Source organism: Bradyrhizobium ingae, from assembly GCF_055791185.1.
Genome location: NZ_JBVUBB010000043.1, coordinates 34,239 through 59,372, shown reverse-complemented (window position 1 = coordinate 59,372; position 25,134 = coordinate 34,239). Strand labels below are relative to the sequence as shown.

The 25,134-nt window shown below is 64.6% G+C and carries 15 protein-coding genes; 1 reads left to right on the top strand and 14 read right to left on the bottom strand.

Annotated features, from left to right (window positions below):
• From ACV1FX_RS36395 to ACV1FX_RS36340, 12 genes are all read right to left on the bottom strand, one after another.
• Positions 1 to 195: hypothetical protein (locus ACV1FX_RS36395; protein WP_473122355.1), on the bottom strand; the 195-nt coding region annotated here is incomplete at its 3' end.
• A 142-nt stretch (positions 196 to 337) separates the two neighbouring features.
• Complete coding sequence (locus ACV1FX_RS36390) at positions 338 to 1,828, bottom strand: AMP nucleosidase (RefSeq protein ID WP_473122354.1); 1,491 nt, start codon at positions 1,826 to 1,828, stop codon at positions 338 to 340.
• 122 nt (positions 1,829 to 1,950) lie between these two features.
• A complete protein-coding gene (locus ACV1FX_RS36385) occupies positions 1,951 to 3,288 on the bottom strand; it encodes an HlyD family type I secretion periplasmic adaptor subunit (protein ID WP_473122353.1) in 1,338 nt (445 codons plus the stop codon).
• Positions 3,285 to 5,036, bottom strand: a complete 1,752-nt coding sequence (locus ACV1FX_RS36380) for a type I secretion system permease/ATPase (protein ID WP_473122352.1) — start codon at positions 5,034 to 5,036, stop codon at positions 3,285 to 3,287. Before ACV1FX_RS36380 ends, ACV1FX_RS36385 begins: the two co-directional genes overlap by 4 nt.
• 235 nt (positions 5,037 to 5,271) lie before the next feature.
• Complete coding sequence (locus tag ACV1FX_RS36375) at positions 5,272 to 5,541, bottom strand: GlsB/YeaQ/YmgE family stress response membrane protein (protein ID WP_027521372.1); 270 nt, start codon at positions 5,539 to 5,541, stop codon at positions 5,272 to 5,274.
• Positions 5,542 to 5,881: 340 nt separating this feature from the next.
• Positions 5,882 to 6,859, bottom strand: coding sequence for an ABC transporter ATP-binding protein (locus ACV1FX_RS36370; RefSeq protein ID WP_473122351.1), 978 nt, complete (start codon positions 6,857 to 6,859; stop codon positions 5,882 to 5,884).
• Positions 6,856 to 8,271, bottom strand: a complete 1,416-nt coding sequence (locus ACV1FX_RS36365) for an amidase (protein ID WP_473122350.1) — start codon at positions 8,269 to 8,271, stop codon at positions 6,856 to 6,858. The genes ACV1FX_RS36370 and ACV1FX_RS36365 overlap by 4 nt, the downstream gene beginning before the upstream one ends.
• The gene (locus tag ACV1FX_RS36360) at positions 8,268 to 8,465 is read right to left on the bottom strand and encodes a hypothetical protein (protein WP_473122349.1); all 198 of its coding nucleotides are present in this window, start codon (positions 8,463 to 8,465) and stop codon (positions 8,268 to 8,270) included. Before ACV1FX_RS36360 ends, ACV1FX_RS36365 begins: the two co-directional genes overlap by 4 nt.
• Complete coding sequence (locus tag ACV1FX_RS36355) at positions 8,462 to 9,523, bottom strand: ABC transporter ATP-binding protein (protein ID WP_473122348.1); 1,062 nt, start codon at positions 9,521 to 9,523, stop codon at positions 8,462 to 8,464. Before ACV1FX_RS36355 ends, ACV1FX_RS36360 begins: the two co-directional genes overlap by 4 nt.
• Before the next feature lie 3 nt (positions 9,524 to 9,526).
• Complete coding sequence (locus tag ACV1FX_RS36350; protein ID WP_473122347.1) at positions 9,527 to 10,429, bottom strand: ABC transporter permease; 903 nt, start codon at positions 10,427 to 10,429, stop codon at positions 9,527 to 9,529.
• Between the two features lie 216 nt (positions 10,430 to 10,645).
• Positions 10,646 to 11,599, bottom strand: a complete 954-nt coding sequence (locus tag ACV1FX_RS36345; protein WP_473122346.1) for an ABC transporter permease — start codon at positions 11,597 to 11,599, stop codon at positions 10,646 to 10,648.
• A gap of 197 nt (positions 11,600 to 11,796) precedes the next feature.
• Positions 11,797 to 13,455: an ABC transporter substrate-binding protein gene (locus ACV1FX_RS36340; RefSeq protein WP_473122345.1), complete on the bottom strand. Its 1,659-nt coding sequence runs from the start codon at positions 13,453 to 13,455 to the stop codon at positions 11,797 to 11,799.
• 200 nt (positions 13,456 to 13,655) lie between these two features.
• On the opposite strand from ACV1FX_RS36340, the gene ACV1FX_RS36335 reads away from it, so the two are divergent.
• Positions 13,656 to 15,251, top strand: coding sequence for an ABC transporter substrate-binding protein (locus tag ACV1FX_RS36335; RefSeq protein ID WP_473122344.1), 1,596 nt, complete (start codon positions 13,656 to 13,658; stop codon positions 15,249 to 15,251).
• 216 nt (positions 15,252 to 15,467) lie between these two features.
• Here ACV1FX_RS36335 and ACV1FX_RS36330 read toward each other — a convergent pair whose 3' ends face one another.
• Both ACV1FX_RS36330 and ACV1FX_RS36325 read right to left on the bottom strand, forming a co-directional pair.
• Entirely contained in the window at positions 15,468 to 17,696 is a 2,229-nt protein-coding gene (locus ACV1FX_RS36330; RefSeq protein ID WP_473122343.1) for a CHASE2 domain-containing protein, read from the bottom strand.
• 124 nt (positions 17,697 to 17,820) lie between these two features.
• Positions 17,821 to 24,909, bottom strand: coding sequence for a FecR domain-containing protein (locus tag ACV1FX_RS36325; protein ID WP_473122342.1), 7,089 nt, complete (start codon positions 24,907 to 24,909; stop codon positions 17,821 to 17,823).
• Between the last annotated feature and the right edge of the window lie 225 nt (positions 24,910 to 25,134).

Genomic DNA, 25,134 nt, shown 5'->3' with positions numbered 1-25,134 from the left:
CCCCCCCCCCCCCCCCCCCCCCCCCCCCCCCCCCCCCCCCCCCCCCCCCCCCCCCCCCCCCCCCCCCCCCCCCCCCCCCCCCCCCCCCCCCCCCCCCCCCCCCCCCCCCCCCCCCCCCAACCAAAACACCCCCCAATGTGTATAAGAGACAGCACATGCTCCCAGCACGACGTACCTGATCAGGGAATTGCTCATGTCTGCTCCTGTGGCCTTGGAGCCCCGGACGACGTGTAAAACCCTGCTCCTGCGGTGAATATTCCGGAGCACTTGTGCGCTCACGCAGACGTCAGTGCTGCGTATGACAGTTTCGCTGCCCTAAGCGCGCGCGAGCACCGCGCTACTGAAATGCCACTTCGGCAAAGCTGCGCAGCTTGCGCGAATGCAAGCGTTCGGACTCCTGGTGCTTCAGCCGTTCGAGCGCCTTCAGGCCGATCTCGAGATGCTGGCTGACGCGCTGCCGGTAGAATGCGCTCGCCATCCCCGCGAGCTTGATCTCGCCGTGCAGCGGCTTGTCGGAGACGCACAGCAAGGTGCCGTAGGGAACGCGGAAGCGATAGCCGTTGGCGGCGATCGCCGCCGATTCCATGTCGAGCGCGACGGCGCGGGATTGCGACAGGCGGTGAATGACCGCAGCGCCGCTGATCTCCCAATTGCGGTTGTCGACGCTCGCGACTGTTCCGGTTCGCATCAGGCGCTTGAGCTCGAAGCCGGACAATCCCGTGACCTCCTCAACCGCCTCCTCGAGCGCGACCTGCACCTCGGCAAGCGCCGGAATCGGTACCCAGGGCGGCAATTCCTGATCGAGCACGTGGTCCTCGCGGACGTAACCATGCGCCAGCACGTAATCGCCGAGCCGCTGCGTGTTGCGCAGGCCCGCGCAATGCCCGACCATCAGCCAGGCATGCGGCCGCAGCACCGCAACATGATCGGTGACGTTCCGCGCATTGGAAGGCCCCGTGCCGATGTTGATCAGGGTGATGCCCTGATAGCCGGGCTCGACGAGATGGAAAGCCGGCATCTGCGGCGCACGCTCGGGCGTAACCCCGCTGGTGCCACCGCCCAACCGCGCGTTGCGGGTGATCACGTTGCCGGGCCCGACGAAGGCATCGATGCCATCCTCGCCCGAGGCGAGCCGCTGCTGGCAGAGCTGCACGAAGGCATCGACGTAGAACTGGTAGTTGGTGAAGATCACGAAATTCTGGAAGTGCTCGGGATCGGTGCCGGTGTAGTGATAGAGCCGCCGCAGCGAATAGTCGACGCGCGCCGCGCGGAACAGGGCCAACGGCTCCGGCGCTCCGGGCGGCAGCGCGAGCGTGCCGTCGGCAATCGCATCATCCATGGCGGCGAGATCGGGCGTGTCGAATACGTCGCGCATCAGTCGCGTGCCGAAGGTATCGCCCGTGCTGATCGCCGCCTCGATGTTGATGTCCCGCCGATAGGCGAAATGAATCGGGATCGGCTCGGAGGACTCGCCGATCTCGACCGGCACGCCGTGATTCTTGATCAGCAGGCCGATCTGCTCGGTGAGATAGGTCCGGAACACGTCCGGCCGCGTCACGCTGGTCTCGTGCACGCCGGGTCCTGCAACGAAGCCATACGCCAGGCGCGAATCAAGCCGCGCATGCGTGGCGGTGGTGATGCGGACGAACGGGTAGAACGCCCGCACGCGCGTCGTCGGTGGTGCGCCGTTGAGATAGGCTTCGAAGTGATCGCGCAGGAATTTCGTGTTGCGCTCGTAGATCTCCTCGAGCCGGGCGACCGCAAGGCTCGCATCGGTGAAGGCTTCGGTGGCGATGGCCGGCGGGGTCTGGATCGGGGCGTGATGCATGTGCCTAGCGTCGCTTCGTGCTGAACAGCGCGAGTATAGCAAGAACGATGCGCCCTATTGCAACCCGTCATTGCGAGGAGCGCAGCGAAGCAATGACGGCGGAGGACGGGTCCCCCTTCCCCTCACTTCTCCCGGAACGCCCGCATCAGCTGGTCGTGCAGCGGCTTCATCAGATAGGACAGCATGGTGCGGTCGCCGGTCTGCACGAAGGCTTCGACCGGCATGCCGGGGATCAGCTTGACCTCGCCGAGGCGGGCGACCTCTTCCGGCGGCATCGAGACGCGGATGGTGTAGTAGCTCTGCCCGGTGCGCTGATCCGTGGTGACGTCGGGCGAGACGCGGCTCACGACGCCGTTCAGCTCCGGTGTGGTGCGCTGGTTGAAGGCGGAGAGGCGCAGCAACGTCTTCTGTCCGACCTGCAGCTTGTCGATGTCGGTTGGATTGACCTTGGCCTCGACCTGGAGGTCGTCCTGCTGCGGCACGATCAGCATGAGGGTGTCGCCGGCGGTGACGACGCCGCCGACGGTGTGCACGGTCGATTGCAGCACCATGCCGTCCTGCGGCGCGCGGATATCGACGCGGCGGAGCTGATCCTCAGCGGTCACCTTGCGCTCGATCAGCTCGCCGATCTTGTCGTTGGTCTCGCGCAAATCCTTGGAGACCTCGCTCACCATGTCCTTGTCGACCTGGATGATCTGCAACTCGGTCTCGGTGATCTTGCCCTTGGCCTGCGCGCGTGAGGCGATGTATTGCGCGCGCTCGCCGTTGAGGCGGGCCGAGTCGCGCTCCAGCGTGGTCAGGCGCGAGAGCTGCACCAGGTGCTTGTCATAGAGATCGCGGACGCCGGTGAGCTCCTGCTGTACCAGCGCGATCTCCTTGTCCTTGGCGGTCTCCTGCGCCTTCAAACCCTCGATCTCCTCGTTGAGCTGCTGGATGCGCTCACGAAGCTGCGCCTTCTGTCCGGCGCGGCCATTGACGCGGACGTCGAACAATTTGCCTTCACTGGCGAGCAGCGTCGCCGCGTCGGCGTCGTTGGCGCGGTCGACCAGCCCCTGCGGGAATTCGATCTTTGCAAGACCGCGCTGCTCGGCCTGGAGCCGCGCCGCGCGCGCCTGGGCGGCGTCGAGGTTCTTGGTGACGATGGCGAGGTTCGCCTTGGTGACGGTGTCGTCAAGCCGCACGACGATATCGCCGGCCTTGACCAGGTCGCCGTCGCGGGCACGCACCTCGCCGACCACGCCGCCGGTCGGATGCTGCACCTTCTTGACGTTGGATTCGACGACGATCTGCCCCGGCGCGATCAGCGCACCGGAGATCAGCACGGTCGAAGCCCAGCCGCCGAGCCCGCCGCCGAGCAGCAGCACGATCCCAAGACCGAGCAGCAGGTGAAACCTGATCGACTGCCGCACGCTTCGCTTCTTTGCCGCGGGCTTGGCACCCGCCATCGTCATCGTGCTCATGGTTTGGCCACTCCGCCTTCGCTGACGATCTTGATCGGCGGCGCCGGCGGGGCGACGCGCGGCTGGAGCACCTGCGCGAGCACCTGCTCCTTCGGTCCGAAGGCCTGCATGCGGCCATCGCGCAGCACCAGGATCTGGTCGACCGCCTCGACGCCGATCGGTCGATGCGCCACGACAACGACGATCGCCCCGCGCTCGCGCGCGGCGCGGATCGCGCGCGTCAAGGCCTCGTCGCCTTCGGTGTCGAGGTTGGAGTTGGGCTCGTCGAGCACGATCAGGAACGGATTGCCGTAGAGCGCGCGCGCCAGCGCCACGCGCTGCGCCTGGCCGGCGGACAACGCCGCACCCTGCTCGCCGACCTGGGTGTTGTAACCCTCGCGCATCTTGATGATCATCTCGTGCACGCCGGCCTCTTTGGCCGCGGCGATGATGGCATCAGAGGTCGCGTCGGGATCAAACCGGCTGATGTTCTGCGCGATGCTGCCCGCGAACAGCTCGACGTCCTGCGGCAAATAGCCGATGTGGCGGCCGAGCACGTCGGAGGCCCACTGATCGAGCGCCGCGCCGTCGAGCCGCACCTTGCCGCGCACCGGCTGCCAGACGCCGACCAGCGCGCGGATAAGCGACGACTTGCCGGAACCGCTCGGGCCGATCACGCCGAGGCCCATCCCGGCACTGACCACGAATGTCACGTCCTGCACGATGATGCGCTGATCGCCCGGCGGCACGATGCTGACGCCTTCGACCGCGAGGCGGCTCGAGGGCGCCTGCAACTGGGTCGGCAACGACTGGGCCGGAATCTGCTCCATCAGTCGGCTGAGCCGGTGCCAGCTCTGCCGTGCGGCGACAAAGGACTTCCAGTGGGCGATCGCCAGATCGACCGGCGCGAGCGCGCGCGCCGAGAGAATCGAGCCCGCGATGATGATGCCGGCGGTCGCCTCCTGATGAATGACGAGAGAGGCGCCGACCGCGAGCACGGCCGATTGCAGCATCATGCGCAGAACTTTTGCAATGGCACCGAGACCGCCGGCGACATCGCTGGCGCGCTGATTGCCGGCGAGATATTTTTCGTTGGCCTCGCTCCAGCGCTGGTTGAGCCGGCCGGCCATGCCCATCGCGACCAGCACCTCGGCATTGCGGCGGCTGGAAGTGGCGAGATCGTTGCGCTGTGCGGCGAGGCTCGTCGCCTCGCGCGCGGGGCGGCGGGACATGAACTCCGTCACCAGCGTGAGACCAACCAGAATGATCGCACCGACCAAAGCCGTGACGCCGATCAGCCAATGGAAAGCAAAGCAGATGGCGAGATAGAGCGGCAGCCACGGCAGGTCGAAGAACGCGCTCGGTCCCATGCTGCCGAGGAAGGAACGGACGTTGTCGAGGTCGCGCAGCGGCTGGAGGCCTTCGTTGCGGCTGCCGACCAGAAGAGGCAGGCGCACGATCGTGTCGAACACGCGCTTGTTGAGGGCCTCGTCGAGCGACGTGCCGATACGGCCGAGGATGCGGCCGCGAATCAGGTCCAGAACGCCTTGCGCGATGTAGAGACCGCCGGCCAGGATGATCAGGCCGACCAGCGTCGGGATGCTGCGGCTCGGCAGCACCCGGTCGTAGACCTCCAGCATGAAAATCGACCCGGTCAGATAGAGCAGGTTGATCATGCAGCTCATCAAGCCGACGCCGAGGAACGCAGCGCGGCAGGCGCGCAAGGCGTCGCCGAGCTCGGAACGGCGTAAGCCGGGAACCGCTGCCATCAGTCGCTTCTCATCGGATGAGGGGAAAAACCCCTGATTTCAAAAGCTGAATTTCGGGTACTCGCCCCGGATTAATATCGCGTTTGTGGCTATCGTCCAATGCACGACAGTCAATCAACAATCTGGCTCAAAACCTCCAGCGGCCGCGCTGCGGCGCAAATCCACAAATTCCACAGCTTTTCCGGCTGCCGCGCTGAATTTGTCATCGCGGCAGCCGGTTTTTCGGAGCGAACCGCTAGAGCCGCCCGCCGCCGCGCACCAGGCGGACCACCAGAAGCAGAATGATAGCGCCGATCGCGGAGTAGATGATCTCCGAGACCAGTCCGACGCCGAGATGGATGCCGAGCCTCGGGAACAGGAAGCTCGCGACAAACGCGCCGGCGATGCCGATCACGATGTCGCCGATAATGCCGAACCCGCTTCCGCGTACCACCTTGCCAGCAAGCCAGCCGGCAACCAGGCCGACGAACAGGATGACGATGAGGCTTTGGCCAGAAATGTACATAAGTTGAAGTCCCTCTCCGTGAATGGGGGCGCATGGAACCCTGCGGGGGATGAATGGGAACTGAATGCCCTTTCGCCTCTCCCCAGGAGGCAACACCCCGCCAAAAGGTCGAAAACACCCCAATGCAAAGTAGAATTGGCCCGGCGGGGCGTCGCCCGGTGGATCGCGGCAACTGCCTGCTGACATAGAGGGTTTTTGAAGTGAGGGCGCACCCCTCTCTCATTTCCCCCTTGCGGGGAGAGGGGTCGCGGGCGCCGGCGTTCGTGGCTCCCCCTTCCCCCGCAAGGAGGGAGCGCAGTATGCATGTGGCTGCTCGTCAACTCACACCGGCAGCGGCTAGCTACGAAGGAACCGTCGCTGATTCGGCCAGCACGCACCGCGCCGCCCTGCCCGGTCCTACTTCCACATTCGCAGGCAACTGCGCCAGGCATTGCGGCTGGGCGACGGCGCAGCGGGGGGCGAAGGAGCAGTTGTGCGGCTTCTCTGCGAGCGAGGGCGGGGTGCCGGGGATGGTCTCGAGGCGCTGCCCCCGCTTGGCGCCGTGGATGGTCGAGGCGAGCAGGCCCTTGGCATAGGGGTGCATCGGCGCGCGTACGATGTCGCGCAAGGCCCCCTGCTCCACGATCTGGCCGGCATACATCACCGCGACACGGTCGCAGATCTCGATCGCCACGCCGATGTCGTGGGTGACGAAAATGACGGACATGCCGAACTCGCGTTGCAGCTCGCGCAGCAGCAAGAGAATCTGGATCTGCACGGTGGCATCAAGCGCGGTGGTCGGCTCGTCCGCCAGCAGGATTTTCGGCCGGCAGGCGAGCGCCAGCGCGATCATCGCGCGCTGGCGCATGCCGCCGGACATCTCATGCGGATAGGCGTCCAACCGGCGCTTTGCGGAGGGGATGCGCACGACCTCGAGCATCTCAAGCGCGCGCGCCCTGCCCTCCGCATAGCTTTTGCCTTCGTGACGCACCACGCTCTCGGCGATCTGGGCCCCGATGGTGTAGACCGGATCGAGCGCCAGCGCTGGCTCCTGGAAAATCATCGACACCGTCTGGCCGCGGAACGCGGAAAGCTCCTCGTCGCTCATCGCGAGCACGTCGCGGCCCATGACGTTGACGGCGCCCGAGATCTGCGTGCGCTTTCTCGGCAACAGCCGCATCAGCGCTCGCAGCGTCACGCTCTTGCCCGAGCCGGACTCGCCGAGCAGGCCCAGCACCTCACCGTCACCGAGCGAGAGATCGAGATCGTTCACGGCAAAGACCGTGCGCTCACCGGTGAAGCGGATGTTGAGGCCTGATATCTCGACGAGCTTTGTCATGACGGCAGCTTCGGCACCCTGGCGTGATAGTCGGTCGCGCGCTGGAACGCGGCGCCGATGGTGAGAAGGGTCGCTTCATCAAAGGCGCGGCCGATGAGCTGCATGCCGACCGGCAAGCCGCTGCTGGTAAAGCCCGATGGCACGACCAGCGACGGCAGGCCGAGATAGTTCACCGGACGGGTGAACAGCGTCACGCGCTGCAACAGCACCGGCGCATTTGCGCCGCCACCGACATCGCTCTCCGCGATCGTCGGCGCCGATATCGGCGATACCGGCGCGATCACCGCATCGACGCCGGCGGTTGCCGCATGATGGGCAGCCAGCGCAGGCCCGCGCCAGCGCATCGCTTCGAGATAGGTGATGGCGGGAACCGCAAGCCCGTTCTGGAGCCGCATCAACACCTGCGCACCATAGTCCTGCGGACGCTCGATCAGCCAGCGCTTGTGGAAGGCTGCGGCCTCGACCGCCAGAACGAGCTGGCTCGCTGCCGACAATTGGCGCTGATCCGGCAACTCGACCTTGACGATGTCGGCGCCCTCGCGCTTGAGCACAGCGATGGTCTCGTCGAGCACGCGCGCCACTTCGCCGTCGAGATCGTCGACATAGAAGGATGCGGGCACGCCGATCTTGAGGCCCTTCAGCGAGCCTTTTGTCGCGGCAACGTAATCCGTCACCGGCTCGGCGCTCGCGGTCGGATCCTCAGGATCAGGTCCCGCCATCAGCGCGAGCAGCAGCGCGCAATCTTCCGCTGTCTGCGCCAGCGGGCCGACTGTGTCGAGCGATTGCGACAACGGCATCGCGCCGGCGCGGCTGATGCGGCCCCAGGTCACCTTCAAGCCGGTAACGCCGCAGAAATTCGCGGGCATGCGGATCGAGCCGCCGGTGTCGGAGCCGAGCGCGGCGAAGGTCAGCCGCGCCGCGACCGCCGAGCCCGAGCCCGACGAGGAGCCGCCGGTGATGTGCGCGACGTTCCAGGGATTGCGCACCGGACCATAATGGCTGTTGTGGCCGGTCGGCCCATAGGCGAACTCGGCCATCTGCAGCGTACCGAGCCGGACCTGGCCGGCATCCTTCAGGCGCTGCAGCGCCGTCGATGTCGTGGTGGCGACATAGTCGCGGCGGATCAGCGAGCCGCAGGTCGCGATCTTGCCCGCGTCGTAATACATGTCCTTGTGCGCGAGCGGTACGCCGTGCAGGGGACCGCGCACCTCGCCTTTGGCAAGCGACGCATCGGCCTCTTCCGCCGCCTTCAGCGCGGCCTCGGCTTCGACAGCCATGAAGGCGTTGAGATGCGGTTGCCACTGCGCGATGCGATGCAACAGCGCGCGCGTCACCTCATGCGAGGACACCTGCTTCATCGCGATCGCGCGCGCGATCTCGGTCAGCGACATCAATGCGGGTTCGGTGCTCATGCCGGAACCTTGATGGTTTGCGCAATCACGAAAAGCGCAGGCTCCAGGTCCATCGGCAGCGTGCCGGCGATGGTCGCAAAGCCGTCGAATACCGGACCCATCGAGTTGGCGATGCGGGTTGCGGTCTCCTCGTCCACCGGCACTCCGGCCGTGTCCGCCATGGCCTTGATGTCTTTTGCAGTCGGTTTTGTCATGCTGCTCCCTCTTGCGGCGCGCGGCTGTGGCCCGATCGCGGGATCGCCATATAGCACGCGGCCTCGTGGCCCATTGTATCGAGCGCAGTGAGCTTTGGCGTGGCTTTTGCGCAGAGCGGCTCCGCGAACGGACAGCGGGTGTGGAAACGGCAGCCGGACGGCGGATCGATCGGGTTGGGCGGATCGCCCGAGATCGGCGGCGTCACGGTGCGCTGGTCGGGATCGGAGGACGGCATCGCCGCCAGCAGCGCGCGCGTATAGGGATGGGCGGGCGCGTCCCAGACCGCATCGACCGGGCCGAGCTCGACGACCTCGCCGAGATACATCACCAGCACGCGATCCGAGATGTACCGCACCACGTTGAGGTCGTGGCTGATGAACAGATAGGTCAGGCCGAACTCGCGCTTGAGGTCGGCAAGCAGGTTGAGCACCTGCGCCTCGACCGACTTGTCGAGCGCAGAAACGGCTTCATCGAGGATCACCAGCCGCGGCGACAGCGCCAGCGCCCGCGCGATGTTGACGCGCTGGCGCTGGCCGCCGGAGATCTCGTGCGGATAGCGGTTGGCGAAATTCTCCGGACGTAGCCCGACCTTGCCGAGCAGCTCGCGCGCCAGCGCCCGCGCCGCGCCGTCGGCCATGCCGTGGACCTTGGGGCCGAAGGCGATCGATTCCTCGATCGTCAGGCGCGGATTGAGCGAGGCATAGGAGTCCTGGAATACCATCTGCATGCCGCGGCGGAGCTCGCGCAAGCTGAGCGCCTGGCCGACGGTCATGCCGTCATAGATGATGTCGCCGGCATCGCGCGGCATCAGATGCATCAGGAGCCGCGCGGTGGTCGACTTGCCGCAGCCGGACTCGCCGACGATGCCGACGGTCTCGCCCTTGGCAACGGAAAAGGACACGTTGTCGACGGCCCGCACCGTGCGCTTCGCACTGAACAGCTCGCCGCGCACAGGAAAATGCTTGGTCAGGCCGGTGACCCTCAACAGCGGCTGCGCGACGCCGCCGCGATCCTCGACCGGCGCGAGCGTCTCGACGGAAAGATTCGTCTCGCTCATGTCCTAGTTCCTGATGTCCATGGCGCTACGCAGGCCGTCCGAGAGCAGGTTGAAGCAGATCGAGACCGCGAAGATCATCGCGCCCGGCAATGCCGCGACCCAGGGGTTGACGTAGATCGCGGTGCGCAGGGTGTTCAGCATCAGTCCCCACTCCGGCTCCGGCGGTTTTGTGCCGAGCCCCAGGAAGGACAGGCCGGCGGCAAGGATCATCGACACCGAGATCAGGCTGGTCGCATAGACGAAGATCGCGCCGAGCACGTTGCCGAGGATGTGCACGCGCATGATGGTGAAGGGCCCGGCACCGGACGCCCGCGCAGCTTCCACAAAGTCCATGTTGCGCACGCCGGTGGTGACGCTTTCGGCGACGCGGGTGATCTGCGGCACGAACACGATGGTCAGCGCCACGATGGAGTTGAGGATGCCGGCTCCGAGAGCGCCGGATATGGCGATCGCCAGCAGCACCGAAGGGAAGGCGTAGAATACGTCGACCGTGCGCATGATCGCGGTGTTGAGCTTGCCGCCGACATAGCCGGCAATGATGCCGAGCGAGGTGCCGATGCCGAAGGCGAGGATCACGGGCAGAATGCCGATGACGAGGGAGAGTCGGCCGCCATAGACCAGCCGCGCCAGCATGTCGCGACCGAGCTCGTCGGTGCCGAGCGGATAGCCGGTCGTGCCGATGTGGCGCAGGCGGCGGATCATCGAGCCCTTGTAGGGGTCCTCGAGACCCAGCCATGGCGCAAGGATCGCCGACAGGAAGATCAGGATCAGCACCAGCGCGCAGGCCATGCTGACCTTGTCGCGGGTAATGCGGCGACCAACGGTCGCCCAATAGCCGCGCGCCCTCGTGGCGGGCGCAGCCTGCAGCGCGGCGTCATTGGTGGCGTGAAGTGGGAGCTCGCTCATCGGCTAGCTCCCGACGGCTGTTGGTCGGCTCGATGCAAGCCGCGGGCTCGCTTAACCTCTCCCGCTTGCGGGAGAGGTCGGCGCGAAGCGCCGGGTGAGGGCTCTCTCCTCTTGGGGGCCCTCGATTGAGGAGACACCCTCTCCCCAACCCTCCCCCGCAAGCGGGGGAGGGAGCGCACCGCCTTCGCGGCCATAGCTGGGCTCGATCTCATCCCCTTAGCCCCGCTTGATGCGCGGATCGATCGCGGCTTGCGCGATATCGACCAGCAGGTTGAGGAAGACGAAGAACAGCGCCAACACCAGGATCGTGCCCTGCAACAGCGGCAGGTCGCGCTGGAAGATCGCGGAATTCAGCAGGAAGCCCGAGCCCGGCCAGGAGAACACCGTCTCGATCAGGATCGAGCCGCCGAGCATGTAGCCGAGCTGGAGACCCATCACCGCAAGCGCGGTGGGCGCGGCGTTCTTGATGACGTGGCGGAATACGCCGGTTTCGCGCAGGCCTTTGGCGCGCAACGCTTCGACGAAATCCTGGCTGAGGATGTCGCCGGTCAACGCGCGAACGGTACGGGTGACGATGCCCATGGGAATCACCGATGTCGTGATCGCCGGCAGCACCAAATATTGCAGGTGTGCCCAATCCCAGGCCCAGGCGCCGGAGCCACCGGGGCCGGCGCCGACCGCGGGCAGCCAGTTCAGCTCGACCGAGAAGATGATGACGAGCAGCATGCCGAGCCAGTAATGCGGCACCGAGACGCCGGCGATGGCAAAGGATGTCGCCAGCTTGTCGACCCAGGTCTCGCGGAAATAGCCGGCGATCAGGCCAAGCAGGATCCCCATTGTGAAGCCGATGATGGCGGCCGCAATCGCCAGCGTCACGGTGTTGCCGACCGCGCGCATCACCTCGGCAAGCACGGGACGCCCCGTCGCGATGGAATTGCCGAGATCGCCATGCAGCGCGCGCAACAGCCAGAGGCCGAACTGCACCGGCAGCGGCCGGTCAAAGCCGTAGGCAGCGCGGAGCTGCGCGGCGAGGTCCTGGGACGCATCGGCGGGCAAAACGGCGACGAGCGGATCGCCCGGCGTGATGTGCACGAGCAGAAAGCACACCAGCGCGACGCTGATGACGATCGGGATGACATAGACGATGCGTCTGGCGATATAGGCGAGCACGTTGTCTCTCTTCTTCCTTCTCCCCTTGTGGGAGAAGGTGGCGCGCGAGAAGCGCGCAGGATGAGGGGTTCTATCCGCGGATACTGTCGTTTCAATGCGAGAGGAGTATCCGCGGAGAGAACCCCTCACCCGGCTTCGCTTTCGCGAAGCCACCCTCTCCCGCAAGGGGAGAGGGTGCAGCGAGCGTGTTGCGCGAACTACGGCGTCATCGACACCGGCGAGAAGTCGACGAACCAGCTTTTCGGCTGCACGAAGCCCTTCACTTTCGGGCTCATGGCGCGCGGGGCGACGTCGTGGGCGACATAGAGGAAGGCGGCGTCGTCGACGGACGCGGCGTGCAGCTCCGCGAGCGCCGCATCACGCGCGGCGGGATCGAACGTCTGCCGTGCCTTCTTCACGAGCTCATCGAATTTGGGATTGTTGATGAAGCCCCAGTTGTTCGAGACCGGCGGCGCCATGCCGGATTGCAGGAAGCGCACCAGCGCGAAGAACGGATCCATCGCCGCATAGGTGACGTTGGTTGCATTCGAGCCGTTGGCGCTGGGATCCTTGGCACCGCGCCGCCAGTTCGTGAACAGCGTATTCCACTCGATGACGTCGAGCTGCACGTCGAAATAACATTCGGCGAGCGCCTGCTGGAGATATTCGTTCATCGGCAGCGGCAGCATCTGGCCTGAGCCGGACGCCGAGGTCTGCACCTTCACCGTCAACTTCTTGTTCGGACCGTAACCGGCCTCCTGCATCAGCTTCTGCGCAGCCGGCTTGTCGTATTTGATCTGGAAGCTCGGATTGCCGCGCCAGGGATGGCCGGGCTCGAAGGTGCCGCTCGCCGGCACCATCAGGCCCGCGAGCAGGCCGTCCTTGAGGCCTTCGCGATCGACGCAGAGGTTGGCGGCCTTGCGCACGCGGATGTCGTTCCACGGCGAACCCTCGACGCGCGAGAACTGCCAGGGCCAGACATGCGGCTCTTCATTGGTATAGAGCACGAAGCCGCGCTGCTTGATCTCGGGCAGCGCGTCCGGCGCGGGCGCCTCCACCCAATCGACCTGGCCGGACAACAGCGCCGCGGTGCGCGCGTTGGCTTCCGGCATCGGCAGCAGTACCATCTTGTCGGCCTTGGGCACGCGGGCCTTGTCCCAATAATTGGCGTTCTTGACGAGTTCGAGCCGCTCACGCGGCGTGAAGCTCGACATCTTCCACGGGCCGGTGCCCGACGCGTCCTTGGCGAACGCCCCCCAGGCTGCTTGCGACTTCGCCTTGGCGTCAGCGCCTTCCGCCTTGTCATACAGAGCCTGCCACTTCGCCGGGCTCGCCATGAAGAGGTTGGTGAGGTTGATCGGCAGGAAGCTGTCGGGCTCCTTGGTCGTCAGCTCCACCGTCATGTCGTCGATCTTCTTCGCGGCGGCGAGCGTCGGCATGCGCGAGGCGGTGACGCCGACCTGGCTGGCATCGAACTGCGGAGCGTCCTGCTTCAAGACCTTCTCGACGTTCCACACCACGGCATCGGCGTTGAACGGCGCGCCGTCATGGAAGGTGACACCGGGGCGCAGCTTGAAGGTCCATTTGGTCTTGTCGGCGTCATCGACCTTCCACTCGGTCGCAAGCCCCGGGATCACCACGCTTGCCTTCTCGGCGGACGAGAGGTCCCACATGGTCAGCGCGTCGTACATGGTGAGGCCGGTGAAGCGGTTGCCTTCGAAGCCCTGGTCGGGCTGGCCGAGCGTGCGCGGAATATCGGCAGCGGTCATGCCGATGCGCAGCACCGTTTCGGCACTCACCGCACGCGGCCAGGCCGCGGCAGTCGTGAGCGCCAGCGCCGCAATCAATGCCGCGCGCGTGGTTTTTTCGATAAGCATCGCCTCAATCCTTTTCCGGCTTTCGATGATTATTTTTGATGCAAACGTATGCAATGGCTATGCCAATGGGGAAACCTATTCTGCAAATTGCCCCTGCGACGACAAGTCCTTGTGATGCTGCGCGGGCGAAGGCGCTGCGCTGCCTATTCTGGCATCAAGATTGCAAGTTCGGCTCCGGATTTTTCGTTGGGAGCTTGCTCATGCGCAATCGAATCTCGACTTGTCTTGCCGTGCTTGCGCTGGCTTGCTCCGCAATTGCGGCGCGTGCCGAGACCGTGGTGCGTTACGGTATCTCGATGGCGGATATTCCGCTGACCACCGGCCAGCCCGATCGCGGCGCCGGCGCCTATCAGTTCACGGCCTACACGATCTACGACCCGCTGGTTGCGTGGGAGATGGACGTCGCGGACCGTCCGGGCAAGCTGGTGCCGGGGCTCGCCACCGAATGGAAGGTCAATGAGCAAGACCAGACCAAATGGCGCTTCACCTTGCGCAAGGGCGTGAAGTTTCACGACGGCAGCGACTTCAACGCCGACGCGGTGATCTGGAATCTCGACAAGGTGCTCAACGACAAGGCGCCGCAATTCGACAAGCGGCAGAGCGCGCAGGTGAAGACGCGGCTTCCTTCCGTCGCGAGCTACGCCAAGATCGACGACGATACGATCGAGATTACGACCAAGACGGTCGATTCTTTCTTTCCCTACCAGATGCTCTGGTTCCTGGTGTCGAGCCCGGCGCAATATGAGAAGCTGGGCAGGGATTGGGACAAGTTCGCAAGCCAGCCCTCCGGCACCGGCCCCTTCAAGCTCACCAAACTCGTGCCGCGCGAGCTCGCCGAGCTCAGCAAGAATCCGGACTACTGGAACAAGAAGCGGATTCCGAAGGTCGACAGGCTCGTGCTGGTGCCGATGCCGGAGGCGCTGACGCGCACCAACGCGCTGCTCGCCGGACAAGTCGACCTGATCGAGACGCCCGCACCCGATGCCGTGCCGCAACTGAAAGCAGCGGGCATGAGGATCGTCGACAACGTCACGCCGCATGTGTGGAATTATCACCTCAGCGTGCTGCCGGGTTCGCCCTGGGCCGACATCCGCCTGCGCAAGGCGCTCAACCTCGCGATCGACCGCGACGCCGTGGTCGGCCTGATGAACGGACTTGCGAAGCCCGCGAAGGGGCAGGTCGATCCGTCGAGCCCGTGGTTCGGCAAGCCGACGTTTGAACTGAAGTACGACCTCGCTGCCGCGAAGAAGCTGGTCGAGGAGGCCGGCTACAGCAAGGACAAGCCGCTGAAGACCACCTTCATCATCGCACAGGGCGGCACCGGCCAGATGCTGTCGCTGCCGATGAACGAGTTCCTGCAGCAGAGCTTCAAGGAGATCGGCATCGACATCGACTTCAAGGTGGTCGAGCTCGAGACGCTCTACAACCATTGGCGCAAGGGTGCGGCCGACGAGATCAACACGGGCATTACCGCCAACAACATCGCCTACGTCACCTCAGACCCGCTCTACGCCATCGTACGCTTCTTCCATTCGGGGCAGATCGCGCCGGTCGGCGTCAACTGGGGTGGCTACAAGAACCCCAAGGTTGACGCGCTGATCGACGAGGCCAAGCAGACGTTCGACACCGCCAGGCAGGATGAGCTGCTGGCGCAGGCGCACGCGGAGATCGTCGACGACGCCGCGCTGGTCTGGGTCGTCCACGACACCAACCCGCATGCGCTGTCGCCGAAGATCAAGCAATTCGTGCAGGCGCAGCACTGGTTCCAGGACCTGACGACGATCGGGGTTGAGTGAGGCTCGGGTAACTCCCGCCAAACATTCCGTCGTCGTCCTGGCGAAAGCCAGGACGACACTGAGATATGCTGCCGCACCTCGCCACTCGTCAGAAGCATTGTAGGACAGACAAAGCGAAGCGTGCCACCTCTTGTATCAACGATGCTGAACGATGGTGGCACGGCGCAAGTGCGCCTTTGCCCACCCTACGAAATCCGAATTCGCTGCCGCGCCCCGCTACTTCGTCAGCAGCGCATAGGCGCCGTTCCAGTCGGCCGGCGGCGGGTTGGTCTGGAAATGCCTGATGCGTGCCTCGTAGAGGCGGAATAGCTTTTCCAGCGTGTCGGCGTCCTCGCTTTTGCGGCCGCGCTCGATCGCGTCCAGCGCGCCCTGCCAGTCGCGGCTGCGGTAGCAGGCGAGCATCTCGATCGTGATGTTGCGCAGGCGCTGGAAGGCGGCCGAATGCATCACGTCCTCGCGGCCGGCGACCGCATAGATCACCTCAGGCTCGGTCTTGCCCTTCACCATGATGAAGTCGAGCTCGAGGATCGCGAACTTGTCCTTGGCGGCGAGCGCCGTCTTGGAGCCGACGATGATCGGGAAGCCGTAGTCCTTGGTCTGCCCTTCCAGGCGCGAGGCCAGGTTCACGCTGTCGCCCAGCACCGTATAGTTCTTCCTCAGATCGGAGCCCATGTTACCGACCACGCCGGCGCCGGTGTTGAGGCCGATGCCGACGCTGAGCGGGATGTAGACATGGCCGCCGTCGGCGGCCTCCTGCTCGCGCTCCTTGTTGACCGCGTCGATCTGCTCGAGCATCTGGATGGCGGCCTCGCAGGCGTTGATTTCATGCTGCGCATCGTCGAGCGGCGCGTTCCAGAACGCCATGATGGCGTCGCCCATGTATTTGTCGACGTAGCCCTTCCGATCAGCGATCACGTTGGTCAACGGGGTTAGAAAGCGGTTCATCAGGGCGATCAAGCCTTGCGGATCGTGCTTGTAGCTTTCCGAAATCGTGGTGAAGCCACGCACGTCGGAAAACATGATCGTCATCTCACGCTCCTCGCCGCCGAGCACGACCTTTTCTGGCGACTGCGCCATCTGCTCGACCAGAACGGGCGACAAGTATTGCGCGAAATGGCCGCGGATCTGTTTGCGCTGCTGCTGCTCGCGCACGAAGCTTGCAAAGATCAGCGTCAGATAGATCGCGGTGGTCGAGAACAGCGGATAGGTGGCATCGATCAACAGCCGATAGCGCGCATAATAGTATGCGGAGAAGCCGATCAGCACCGAAGCGAACAGCGCGCCGACGCCGACCAGCGTGACGGGCCCGAACTTCGGAGCGAAGATGATCACCAGGATGCCCATGATCATGGCGGCAAAGAACTCGATCGCGGTGGCGTAGTTCGGCCGCGAGATGATCGAGCCGGTCAATGCGCTTTCCAGCACCTGGGCGTGGATTTCGACGCCCGGCACGGCGGGATCGACAGGCGTCGTCTTGATATCGTTCAGTCCCGCCGCCGAGGTGCCGATCAGCACCAGCCGCTGCGCGATCCTGTCCGGCGCGACCCGTCCTTCCAGCACGTCAATCGCCGGAATGTAGATCGAGGGATCATGGTGGGCGAAATGCACCCAGAGCAGGCCGTTCTTGTCGGTCGGGATCGAGAAGCGCGGCACACCGACGCTGACGATGCCCTCGCGATCGGCCTTGACCAGCATGGTGTTGGAGCCGGACACCACCCGCAGCATCTCGAAGCTCAGCGATGGAAGGATCACGCCCTGGGCCTGCGCGATCATCGGCGGCCGCCGGACGATGCCGTCGCGCTCGGGCTTGATGGTCAGCAAACCGCGGCCGGCGGAAGCACCTTCGAGAATGGCAATATTGCGCAGCAAGCCGGGGAACTCGAACAGAAAGGGATGCGGATCCTCACCAAGCGTCGCGAGGCCGGTCTGCGGCAGCTTCTTGTCGAGTTCCGCGTTGCTGACGGGAAGGCCTGCCTCGCCGAGCACGACGCGCGAGCCCTTGATCGCTTCGGCAAACGCCTGGTCGTTGCTCGGCAGCGCTCTCAGCTTCTCGCGTGTCGCCTCGTCCAGATCGCGGAAGGTCTCGACGGCAAGATCGGGATTGAGCCGATCCGGCTCGGGGAACATCACGTCGAAGCCGATGGCGGCGGCGCCGAGCCGCGTCAGATTGGCGGTGAGCTCGGCGAGCTTGGTTCGCGGCCATGGCCACTGGCCAACCGCCTTCAACGTGCGATCGTCGATATCGACGATGACGACGGGCTTTTGGGTCTTCTGACGGGCATCGAGGCGCTGGTACCAGTCGAAGGCACGGACGCGAACCTCCTCGACCAGCGCCGGATCGGCGAGACGCAGGGCGGCGAAGCCGACGAGCAGCGCAAGACAGACCAGCCGCGCATAGCCGAACCTGCGCGCGAACCACCGCCGCCATATCCTGAGCCGCTTCATGCCTGTTGGACTTCCCGTGATCCACTCAGGTTCGATCTTGGATCGTCAGGACGCAAATGGCCATGGCCGCAAGCGACGATCTGAAGATTTTTTGCCGCAACGCAACGGCAAGACGAGGCCCGCGCTACGTCGTGCCGTGGTGCGAGACGATGAAATCGCTGGCGTGCAGATTGCCGGCGGCCACGTTCTTCAGCAGGATCGTCTCGTGATCGTCCAGCGTGATCAGCGTGTCGGCGTTCTGCTGCGTGATGGTGAGGTCGGCGACCGAATTGATGGTATCGAACTGCCGCAGGTCGATCTTGTCCTGGGTCGTATCGAAGCCATAGACCGTGTGCTGGACGGCGTCCGTCGTCGACGCCGGGCCGAACACGAACTGGTCCTGCCCGCCGCCGCTGATCAGCGTGTCGCTGGACTCGGTGGCAAAGATGACGTCCTTGCCGCTGGTGCCGGTCAGCGTGGCCGGGTTCGAGCCGCCTTCGTCGAAGATGAAGTTGACGGTGTCGCTGGCGCCAAGGCTGTCGGTCACCGTGAAGGTGATCATGTCGGTACCGGGCGGGGTGGCGCCCGGATCATAGGTCACGCTGTGGACAGCCGTATTGACCTGGTCGAGCGAGACGCCGTCGATGGAGGACGGCGTTACGCCGGTGCCTTCCTTCGCGCCCTCGGTCTCCGCCGTCACCGTGTAGGTTTCGGTCGACGACCCCGCGACCGACAGGCCCGTGATGGTGTCGGTATTCGTCGCCTCGTCGTGGACATGGGTGAAATGCGTGGTGTCGATCACCGGCGACTGGTGGCTCCAGACGAGCTCGGTGCCGCCGCTGCCGTCGCTGCTCGTGCTGAAGCCGGTTTCGTCGTAATTGCCGGTGATGGTGAAGTAGTCGCCGTCGCCCGAGCCGTAATGGACCTGGAGCCCGCCTTCGGTCGAGACCAGCGACACGCTCTTGGGGTCGATGCCGGCGAGATCGATATTGTCGCCATAGCTGAAGCCGGTCACGGTGCCCGTGAAGTGCGACGTCGAGTCCAGATGCAACGTGCCGACGCCGGAGCCGACGAACTGGATCGCGGAATCAGAGGTGCCGCCGAGCTCGAGGCTCGCGCCCAGGATCTGCACTTTGCCTGAGCCGGTGAGATCGCCGAGGATGCTGGTCAGTCCGGTCTCGACGACGATCGTACCCGCATTATCGACGTCGCCCGAATCGTTGACGAAGCCATCGAGCACGAGCTTGCCGTAGCCATTGATGTTGATCTGGGCGTCGATGGCCATCGCATGGTCGGTGCCATTGAAGGTCGTCGTCGCCCCGACCTCGAAATACGAGCTGCCGTCGCTGTTGAGGCTGGTGCCATTGAGGATCGATTGGGAAAGAAAGACGAGAGACCCTTCGCCGAGGGCATCGACCTCGCCGCCATTGACCGTAGACGAGGTAAAATCAACCTCGCCGCCGTTGGTCGCTTCGATCTTGCCGCCGGTGTTGTCGATCGTATTGCCCTGCCCGAGACCGAACCAGAGCAGTCCGTTCGAACCGTCCGCTTCGAGGATCCCGGTGTTTGTGACGTCGTGGGCTTCGTAGAGGGCAACTCCCTGAACATTGATCAGGCCGTCATTCGCCAGCTTGCCGTTCAGCAGCAGGTAGCCGAAGCCTTCTGATTCCGGAGAGAAGGCGGTACCGGTGACGTCGAGCTCGGTCACGCTGCTGAGTGTCAGCCCACCGATCGTGGTGCCGTGGTTGCCGAGGTCCAGATAGACCGTGCTGTCGGTATCGACCGATGCGGTCTCGGTTTCGGTGGGCGCATGACCGAGCGACCAGTTGCCGTCATTGTTCCAGCTCTGGTCGACGCTTCCCGTCCACACATCGACGTTCGACGCCGTGTCGTCAGTGGCGTTCAGCGTGATCAGCGTGTGGCCGGTCCCGTCGTCGCTGCCGGCGAAATGCGCGTTGCTGTAGTCGCCGACCAGCTTCACGGCGATGCTGTGGCCATAGGCATCGCTCACGACGAGATTGCCGGTCTCCGCATCGTAGGTCGCGGTGGTACCGCCGTCGAAGGTGATCGTCGACAGGTCCAGCTTGTCGGTCGCCGCGAAGCCCGCGACCGAACCGGCGAAACTCGCGGTATCGATCTGAAGCTCGGCGCCGCTCCCCGAGAAGGTGATGGTCTGCGAGACCGTGGCGTTGACCTCGAGCGTCGCGTTGGCGTCGATGGTGACGGTGCCGGAGCCGGACAGCGAGCCGAACAGCGTCATGGTGCCGCTGTCGATCTCGATGCTGCCGGTGTTGGTGATGGCGCCGGTGATGGAGGTCGTGCCCCAGCTTTCGATCTCGCCGGAATTGGTGATGGCGAAGGCCGAACCGTCCGCGCCGAAGATCGACGCGCCGTCGTGCAGATCGATCTCGCCGGCATTGCCGATCGTGGACAGGGCGCCGAACACGCTGGTCCCCGAAACCGTCCAGGTGCCGCCGGCCTCATTGTTGAAGGTCGCGCTGGCGACCAGGATATTGCCGTTGATATCGCCGGTGTTATCGATCGTGACGTGGCCGCCGGTCTCCACGATGGCATAGGTCGTGGAGGTCACCGCGTCCGAATTGGCGGGCCCGATGGTGCCGGAATTGTCGATCAGCGCCGAACCGGTGGCGTTCTCCTGGATGAAGATCGCGGCATGGCCGTCCGCGCCGACGACCGAGCCGGTGTTGATAATGTCGGTCGAGCCGGTCGCGCCGTCACTGTTCTGCGTGACGATGATGCCGACCGCACCGGTGCCGGTGAGATCGCCATCATTGACGATGGTGACGTGGCCGGCGCCGGTGGCAACGGCCGAGAGGCCGACAAAGCCGGTAGCAAGGCCGTCATTGGTGACGCTGACATTGCCGCCGCCATGATCGAAGGCGCCGATCGCCGCGCCGGCGGCCGTGATCGACGATCCCTTGTCGGCCGTCACCGTGACGTCGCCGACACCCCAGGTGAAGGCCTCGATGCCGTAGCCGGCATCCGCCGTGATCGTGGCGTCGCTCTCGATGGTGACGTCGCCATGGACGGCACCGCTGAACTGGCTGGTGCTGCCGGGCACGTAACCGGCCAGAATACCGGCAGGCAGAGAGCCGCTCGAGGTCTTCGTCGACCCGGAATGGATCGTTCCGTGTGCGCTGACGAAGATCGAGCTTTGCGCGTCGCTGCTGATCGCACTCGCCTCATTGACGGCGACGATGCCGGAGCTGCCCGAATTGATGACAGTGCCCGCATCCGTGGTGACGGTCTCGCTGCCGCTGCCGTAGCTACGCGCACGGATGCCGTAGACCGTGCCTCCGGTGATGTTGCCGCCGGCTTCGATGGCGATGTCGCCATCGCCATGGGTCGTAGCGTCGATGCCGTAGGCGCCGCCCGCCGCGCCACCGAGCTGCTTGATCGTGATGTCGCCGTCGTTGGCCGCGTTGAGATTTTCAACGAGCAGACCAGCCGAATTGGCGCCCGTTCCGGTCGCCTTGCCGGTGAGATTGGTCACGGTGATGTTGCCGGACCCGGTCGCGCTGTCGCGCAGCCAGATGCCGTTGCCGCCCTGGCCCGTGATGTCCTTTGTCGCCGTCAGCGAAATGTCGCCGACGCCGTTCTGGGTCACAAGGATGCCATTGGCCGCGCCCGTCAGCACGCCGGTCGGCGTGAGCACGATGTCGGCGGGAGCGTCGATCGTGCCGCCGGTCGCGGTGAAGTCGAGCGCGTCGCCGCTCGTCGCGGTGACGTTGCCGGCGCCGGTGACGTTGAACGTGCCGCCGGTCGAGGACTGGCCGGCGATGGTGCCGGTAAAACTCTGGCCCGCGACATTGTCGAGCTGGAGCGTATCGGTGCCGCCGGCAAAAGTGACGGTCTGCGCCGTAGCACCGGCGAGCTCCAGCGTCGCGCCGTCGTCGATGATCAGCGAGCCGACGCCGCTAAGGCCGCCGGCCAGGTCCAGCGTGCCGGCCTGGACTTCGATCGTGCCGGTGTTGGTGACCGCGGCCGTGATGCTGTTGCTGCCGGTGACGGCGTAGATGTTGCCGGCATTGCCGAGGCTTCCGCCGTTGATCGTGACGTCGGACAGATACAGCTTCGATGTACCGTCGACCGTCATCGTCCCGTTGGTGTTGGTGACAGTGACCTTGTCGAGCTTGAGCGCGCCGCCCTTGATTGCCTCGAGCGTCCCGGTGTTGATGATCAGGTCGCCGGTGATGTCGATCTCGCCACCATTCGCCTCGATGAGGCTTTGATTGGTGAGGATGTGCTGCACCGCCGGGTCGATCGTCAGCGTTCCGGCGGTGACGTCGATGGTGCCGGTGTTGGTGATGTCGGCGCCGTTGATGGCGTTGATGCCGGTCGAGACCAGCGTACCGGACAGTGTCAGCGTGCCGCCGGTGATCTCGGCATAGTTGAGGACCAGCACGCCATGGTCGTCGACGGTGATGGTCCCGGACGAATTGTCGACCGTGGTCTCCTGGTCAAGCGTCAGCGTCGCACCGGCCTGGATTTCGATCGTCGAATCGTTGTCGACGGTCTCATTGTCGAACGCGGCCGTCCCCGCAACGGTCACGGCGCCGGAATTGTCCAGCTTGCCGTTGGCCAGGACGCTCGTCCCCTCCAGCACCAACGTGCCGCCGATGATCAGCTTGCCGCTATCGATGGTGCCGCCGTCGACGTCCAGCGTTGCACCGGCATCAACCTTGAGCGTGCCCCCGGCATTGTGGATGTCGGCCAGCATCTTGAGCGTGCCGCCGGTGAGTTCGATCGTGCCGGCATTGATGATCGAGGTGCCCGCGGCGAAGTCGCCGCCACCCGCGAGCGTCAGGGTGCCGGAATTGCTCAGCACGCTGGTGTCCAGGATGTCCGCCTTGCCGCCCACGGAAATCGTGGCGCCTACGGAATTGGTCAGGATCGAGTCGGCGCTGAGATTGAGCGCTCCGGCGATCGTCAGCGTGCTCTGGTTGATGACCTCCGGAGCCCTATGCCCCTTGGACGTGTCGAAATCGTTCATGGTCAGCGACTTGGCGAACGCCGCCTCGTCGATCGTGACCGGATAGGATGGCGTCAGGCCGTGCAGCTGATCGGTGATGACGATGACGTCGTCGCTGATCGTCGGCACGGTGCCGGTTTCCCAGTTCGCGGCGTCCTTCCAGAACCCGCCAGGCGGAGAGCCAGCCTCTGATGTCGCAACCCACACCACTGCCGGGCTGTCGGTGCCCTTGATGGTGACGGTGATGGTTTTGGTGGCGGTCGCGCCCTGCGAATCCGTGACCGTCACGGTGTAGGTCAGCGTCAGGATCTCGCCCTTCGGAATGAAGTCGGCGAGGTAGACGGGCAGATCGGCGAGCGACCAGTCGATGACGCCGTCGCCCGTCCCGGTGCTGTCGGTATCGATCGCAACCGACATCGCCTTTTCGAAGATCGCGAGCGGTCCCGGCGGCACGGTGCTGCCGTCCGGCAGGGTCGCGCCGGTCAGTTTCACGGACACCTTGTGGGTGTCGGTAAGATCGACATCGGTAAAGGTCAGCTTTCCCGAGGTCGGCACCTCTGAGGTGAGCGGACCACCCGGCACGCTGGTGCCGCCCTCGAAGGTGATGGTCGGCACGCTCGAGGTGATCACCGGCGTGTCGTTGGTGCCGGTCACCGTGATGGTGATGTTGATGAAGGCGGTTTCGTTGAGGGCCGCGAAATTGTTATCGACGCGGACCCGATAGGTCAGCGTCAGCGTTTCGCCGGCAGCCAGGAAATCGAAGGCGCCGTCCGGAACGCTGTAGGTCCAGGTCGCAGAGCCCGTGTTGGTGTTGTCCGAGGCGGCAACGACGCTGATCTTGGCCTCGGTCGCGGCGATGTCGGCCTTTTGCAGGTCCGACAACCCCGCCGTGACGTCGTCGTGATTGGCGTTCTGGTAGGTGAAGGAATCGAAATTCGCCTTCACTGTCGGCCTGTCGCCGAGATTGTAATCGAAGAAGGTGATCTTGCCGCTGACGGCATCGGGCGTCGTCACACCGGTCTTGCCGTCGAGTTCGGACAGCGCGAACGTCGTTTTCACGTTGCCGTGGAGATCGAGGCTGCGTGCATCCGGCGCGCCGGGAACACGGCTGTAGGTCGTCGGCTTGTCGGAAGTGCCGGTCGACTGCCCGTTGTTGCCGTTGTTGACCGTGACGAAAGTCGCTTGCGCGGTCGCACCGCTCGCCGTCTTGATCAGCAACAGGTTGCCGTCCTGCGTGATCGAATCGGTCGAGTTGTTCGTCAGCTTGGTGTTGGTGTTGTTGTCCGTGAACTTCAGCGAGAACACGTCCGTGATCAGCTTCTGCACGTCCGGCGACAGCAGCGCGTTGGTGACCGAGACGTTGCCGCCACTGATCTGGATCATCTGCCCCGCCTGGTTGACGGTGGCGATCGGCAGCAGCGTGACCTTGTCGAACAGGATGTAGGAGCCGGTGGTGCCGTCCGGCTCGACCAGCACCTGGAAGTTGGCCTGCGGTTGCGGGTCGCCGCCGCCCGACGGAACCGAAAAGCTGATCTCCGTCAGCACGGCGGTGCCGCGGATGCCCATGGTCGCAACCGGCGTGTCGATCTTCATGTCGCCATGCTTGGCGGTTTCGCCGGCGACGAAGGTGATGGTGCCCGCGACCAGGCTCAACAGCGAAGAGTTGTTCGACCCGTTGGGGTCGTAGACCATCTCGTTCAGCACCATCCGCGCATTGGAGGAGAGGCCGAACACGGTGCCGTCGATAAAGGTGACGCCGAGGGTCGAGTCCGACCCGGTCGAGAGCACGTCGCCCTTCTCGACATTGTCGCCGTTGTTCAGGATGATCGAGACGCCGTTACGGATCGCGGTCGCGCTGCCGGTCAGCTTGGTGATGTGGCCGATGACCTGCGCGGCGGCCGCGCCGGACGCCGCCTGCGCATACTGGACGTTGCCGGCGAGCGCGTTGACGATGTCGCCGGTGAGATGGGCGCCATCGGACGAAGCGACCGCGCCGCGCTTCTCGCCCTTGAAGTAATCGTGAATGACGAACTCGTGCCCGTCATGGGACAGCACGAGATCGACGCCGGCGCGTTTGAAGTCGCCATGGAACAGAAGGTTCGCATCGGGAACCACGAACGCGCCCTGCGGCGCGTTCCCATGACCCGTCACGGAAACCGAATCGACATGGCCATTGGCAGGCGCGTGAAAACCCTGGCCGTCCAAGGAGAGCGCGGCGTCAAATTTGCCAGCGTAATTCAACGGGGAAGCACCGCGAGAAAGGTTAATATTTTTAAAGAAGTATTGGCTGCCTAAGCTTGTATATCATTACCAAGTCCTTAGCGAAACTGTCTATTGCTTATTATTGTTTGGTGAATCCATGTGGCCGGTGCCGCTGAGACAATGGGCACATCCGGTCGCTAAAGTAACTTATTGAATTTTTATAAGTATAGTCTCAATAAGATGGCGTCATATGCTACCGCTTCA